This is a genomic window from Acinetobacter rongchengensis, from assembly GCF_003611475.1.
Classification (GTDB): domain Bacteria; phylum Pseudomonadota; class Gammaproteobacteria; order Pseudomonadales; family Moraxellaceae; genus Acinetobacter; species Acinetobacter rongchengensis.
In genome coordinates this window covers 1-3,986 of sequence record NZ_RAXT01000106.1, presented here as the reverse complement: position 1 = coordinate 3,986, position 3,986 = coordinate 1, and the positions used below count along the sequence as shown (strand labels likewise).

The window sequence follows — 3,986 nt, the reverse complement described above, 5'->3', positions numbered from 1 at the left end:
CTCTCGTTTCGTATAACAGCCATTATGTTAAATCATCGTATTAGAAGATAAATTTTCAGATGTAGTAATTGATCTAAAATGATGTTTCCAAAGTTGAATTCCTAAATTTCCACTTCGATCTAAAGAAGAACCTACAGTTAAATCTGTAACTAAGCAGGGGAAAAGACCAGCATCAAATAATCTAAAACCAGCAGCAAGAACACACGTATCCGTTTGGATACCACATACATAAACTTGTTGAGTATCTAAACCTTTCAAATACTGAATCAAGTCATCTGTTGGAGAATATCCATACTTAATAAATACTTTCTCTACTTTTAGTGGACATTCATCAAATTCCGATGGAGCCCAATTTAGCTGGCTTTTGAAGGGAACTATTGATTCATCATGTAGTTCTATAGTCGCGATTGAATGAACCGAAGGCAGCAATTTTTCTAATTTTTGTATTAACCAGTTAGGAGGATTAAAAGTTGATTGAACATCAATTATTAACAGGACTGGTTTCATAAATAATAACAAATTAGTTTTAGTAAATTGATTTTATCAAAGAGAAGCCTTTAATGTCCATGAAATTGAATACATACTTAAATCCTAATTAATTATGTTGGGCTTTAAATTTCTCTAAAATTAACATAATACACCTTATACGAAAGGCCCATGTAAGCCCCAAGTAGAAATGTCCGGTTTCTCCAAAGTAAAAATGTCCGCTTTTAGAATATGCACTTTTGCAATTTTCTTAGCGGACGGTTTGATATGTTGGTGTCTATGTCGGATAAAGAACTTAAACGATTGTCGGTCTTGCAAGAAATCTGTGATCAACGCATAACCCAGTCCCAAGCTGCTCAGCTACTTCATATTTCAGAACGTCAGATCAGACGTTTATTGCAAAAATACAAAGCTCAAGGCCCAGCTGCATTAGCACATGCTGCACGTGGCCAAATCAGCAATTCCAGGCTTCCTGAAGAGCTCAGACTCAAGTGCCTCAATATTGTTTCGGATCAACTGCATGGTTTCGGACCCACTTTAGCGCATGAAAAGCTCACCACTGTTCATGGATTCGATATTTCAGTGGAAACACTGCGTTCCTGGATGATTGCAGCCGATCTGTGGATTCCTCGCGCCAAGCGCCTGAAACGCCCGTATCAGCCTCGTTATAACCGAGATTGTTATGGTGAACTGATTCAAATCGATGGCTCACACCATGACTGGTTTGAAGGACGCGCTGCTAAGTGCTGTCTGCTGGTATTTATCGATGATGCCACAGGAAAATTACAGCATTTACGTTTCTGTGAGTCGGAATCAGCATTTGACTATATGATTTCAACACGTTTGTATGTTGAGCAGCATGGTAAGCCGTTGGCGTTTTACAGTGATAAACATTCAGTCTTCAGGGTGAATCAAAGCAGCAAGAAAGACACCAAGATTACCCAGTTTGGACGCGTACTCAGTACCCTCAATATCGATATCATCTTCGCCAATTCACCACAAGCCAAAGGCCGTGTAGAACGGGCGAATAGAACGCTTCAGGACCGTCTGATTAAAGAAATGCGCCTGGAAGGCATCTATTCGATTGAGCAAGCGAATGCCTGGCTGCCCTGCTTTATCGAGCAATTTAATCGTAAATTTGCCAATATGGCCTTTAATCCCAAGGATCTACACCGGACTGTCACTGAAACAGCCGAAGAATTAGATGATGTTTTTACCTGGCGTGAACCCCGCAGAGTCACGAACAGCCTGACGATTACTTATGATAAATGCGTATATTTACTGGAAAATACCGAAGAAAATAAAAGGTTGATCGGCAAGTATCTTGAGTTTCTGGAATACCCGGATGGCACGGTAGCCATTGAACATCAAGGAAGAAAAATCAATTACAGCATCTTCGATAAATTAAGTCAGCTCAACCAGCGAGAGGTTGTTGAGAATAAACGTTTAGGTGCTGTTCTCAATCATATTCAACAACAGCACGAAGAATTAGAACAGCAAAACAAACGCAATCGTTCTCAAAAGATGCCGAGCAGACGTGCACAGAAAACAGTAATCAAAGAACGAAATCTGAATCCTGTGCTTGACTTGGAAGTGTCTGTATAGGACATTTCTATTTGGTTATTAGGTAGGACATTTCTACTTAGGAATAACAGCCCATAAATTGGGCTTTTTGGTCATGCATTTAACATAAAATCTCATCTACGAAATCCAGATTCAAGACATAAAAAAGCCCGACATCCTGTCGGGCTTTTTTAGATTGGGTTGCTCGTCTTGCTGATCTCGTGCTGCCCATTCCTTGCGCTACTTTCTTATTCTTGTTTTTTTGGAAACATCCTGTTCCCTGTATAGCCATCATAGGATTAATGCCTTGAATTACCAATCCGCAAAATCCTTAAATCTATGTAAGTTTTAGCTTACAAAGTTGGCCTATTTTTATCCCAAGAGTTGTCCGCAGAAATTGGGGATGATTTAAGCTCTCTATGGATTGATAATGCACACTAAAGTTTCATTTTGATTAAAAAATCATCAAAAACATTGGCAAGAAGTATCAAATCCGTTCATAAAAAAGCCGACTTGTTTCCAAGTCGGCTTTTTAGGTTTTGCGTCCCAATTTTTTATAGCATAACTTTTTGAAATATAAAACTATTTATGAGTACGTTTCGTATAAGCTCTATTATGTTAAATGGGTTCTAAAAAAGGCTTTAATTCTGTTGAAGAATGTATGTACAGAGGATGCCCAGGTTCTCCACTTTTATTTAATTTAAGATAATGGAGCTTATCTTTTAGAAGTTGTTTTACAAAAGTTGATCTGTCTTTAAATATTCCAGCATTTCCCCAACAAGCAATAAGTTGATGAGATTCTGTAGCTAATTGCTGCAAGTAAGCATCATTTTCAGGGCCAATTGGATCTTCCTGAGACATCATTTCTTGTGGATCAGTGGCTCTATATGCAAAAAGATTAGCCATGTAGATGCCACCCCCCCCCCAACTTTTAGCAAAGTTAATACAGCGATTGATAGTTGGATCATCTTGAATATGATCTGCTGTTGAAGGATTTAGGCCAATAAATGTAAATATAGGTTTCTCTTTATCCCAAATACGCCAAAGTGAATAACGATATTTACTACAATCTGAAATTATTGCACCCTTTTCCATAAACCCCTCTATTTAAATATATGATTATGTATCTTGTATCATAACCTCTAATTCTTATGAAAAAGAAAGTGAATTTAATTCATGGAGATATCACAGAATTTCCAGTAGATGCTCTTATTAGTTCTGCAAATAAATCTTTATTAGGTGGGGGTGGCCTAGATTATATCATTCATAAAAAAGCAGGATCTCTGATGAAAGAGGCTTGTATCCATCTAAATAAAACAAAAGGTGGTTGTCAGACTGGCTGTGCAGAAGTAACCGTTGCAGGTGACCTACCTGCTAAATTTGTTATTCATGCGGTTGCTCCTAGATGGCTAAATGGTGAAAAAAATGAACCACAATTATTGTGTAATACTTATAGTAGTGCTTTAAGAAAAGCAGAGGAAATTAAAGCTCAAACAGTTTCTGTTCCGAATATGGGAACTGGGGTCTATAACTTTCCTAAGCAGCTAGCAGCAGAAATTGCTATAGGTACTATCTTGTCAGAATTACCTTTTTATAATGAAGTGAAAGAAGTCTTTTTTGTCTGCTATGACATAGTAAATTACGAGATTTATAAGGGCATATTAGAAAATATTGATGACCCTAAAATTGAAATCTTAATTTAAGTTTTCCTAAAATTAACATAATACACCTTATACGAAATGCGTTATAATTCCACTTAGAAATCAATGCTGTAGTTTCTAGTTGATAGCCCACCTTCCCCAAGGTGGGCTTTTTTTGTGATTTTTCACGTTCCACGCTTAAAATTCGAACAGTGTTTCATGATTTTTATAAGTTAAACTAAATTTAGTTGCTAATCCCAATAAGCTATTCACTAACTTGTAAATATCGGTATACCG

Annotated in this window: 4 protein-coding genes; 2 read left to right on the top strand and 2 right to left on the bottom strand. The window is 37.3% G+C overall.

Features of this window, described 5'->3' with window-relative positions:
- Positions 1-27: 27 nt before the first annotated feature.
- On the bottom strand, positions 28-507 hold the full coding sequence (locus D7V20_RS18650) for an isochorismatase family protein (protein WP_065995571.1): 480 nt from the start codon (positions 505-507) through the stop codon (positions 28-30).
- A gap of 258 nt (positions 508-765) precedes the next feature.
- Here D7V20_RS18650 and D7V20_RS18640 point away from each other — a divergent pair, with 258 nt between their 5' ends.
- Positions 766-2,091, top strand: coding sequence for an ISNCY family transposase (locus tag D7V20_RS18640; RefSeq protein ID WP_079393426.1), 1,326 nt, complete (start codon positions 766-768; stop codon positions 2,089-2,091).
- A 576-nt stretch (positions 2,092-2,667) separates the two neighbouring features.
- Here D7V20_RS18640 and D7V20_RS18635 read toward each other — a convergent pair.
- Positions 2,668-3,144: a DUF1643 domain-containing protein gene (locus D7V20_RS18635; protein WP_033134783.1), complete on the bottom strand. Its 477-nt coding sequence runs from the start codon at positions 3,142-3,144 to the stop codon at positions 2,668-2,670.
- Positions 3,145-3,200: 56 nt separating this feature from the next.
- Between D7V20_RS18635 and D7V20_RS18630 the strand changes: the two genes are divergently transcribed.
- Positions 3,201-3,752, top strand: coding sequence for a macro domain-containing protein (locus tag D7V20_RS18630; protein ID WP_033134790.1), 552 nt, complete (start codon positions 3,201-3,203; stop codon positions 3,750-3,752).
- The last annotated feature ends 234 nt before the right edge of the window (positions 3,753-3,986 follow it).